We start from the raw sequence: 703 nt of genomic DNA, 5'->3' as shown, positions 1-703 counted from the left end.
TTATAAAATATATCTAGGTAGTTCTGTCGTGTAACTGCCTTGTAACAAAGTGTAATTGCCCAAATCAAAAATAAAACAAGGCAGTTTCAAAGTAAAACAAGGCAGTTTTAAGGCATAATTAGGCAGTTTTACAACCTCTGCCGACATACCTACCGACCAAATCGAAGCGACGCTTCGCCGCGTCGGTTATTATGACAGTCTGCCGCTCAAGTATGTTAAGTGGATTACGCGCATTCTTCGCGGAGACTTTGGGTATTCAATTTTCTACCGTGACCGCGTTTCTGACATAATCGCTTCACGCATGGGCAACACCTTATTGCTCACCGTTTCTGCTATAGCCGTCAGTGTTCTGCTCGGCATATCAGCGGGCATCTTCACGGCGCGGCGGCGGGGCACTCTGGTTGACAACAGCGTCTCTGTCGCCACATTTGTGATATTGTCGCTGCCTTCGCTTTTCTTCGGTATGCTGCTGTTAAAGTTTTTAGGCGCCGACCTTCGCCTTTTGCCGATTTCCGGCATGGTGAATGTTACCGCTAATTATCACGGAATGGCGCATATCGCTGACGTCGCTCGTCACATGGTAATGCCGGGCATTGTTTTAGGGCTGGGCAACGCCGCGATGATGCTGCGCTACACGCGAAGCAGCGTACCGGGCGTGTTAAGCTCGGATTACGTACGGACAGCGAGCTCCCACGGACCCCGT

General features: G+C 50.1%; 1 protein-coding gene. It reads left to right on the top strand.

What is annotated here, in order from left to right; translation table 11 throughout:
- Positions 1-301: 301 nt before the first annotated feature.
- Positions 302-703, top strand: a 402-nt coding sequence (locus AWU74_RS07050; RefSeq protein ID WP_238580226.1) for an ABC transporter permease subunit, incomplete at its 3' end; no start/stop codon positions are given.

It is taken from the genome of Treponema endosymbiont of Eucomonympha sp. (assembly GCF_001028545.1).
This window is presented reverse-complemented; position numbering and strand designations above follow the sequence as displayed.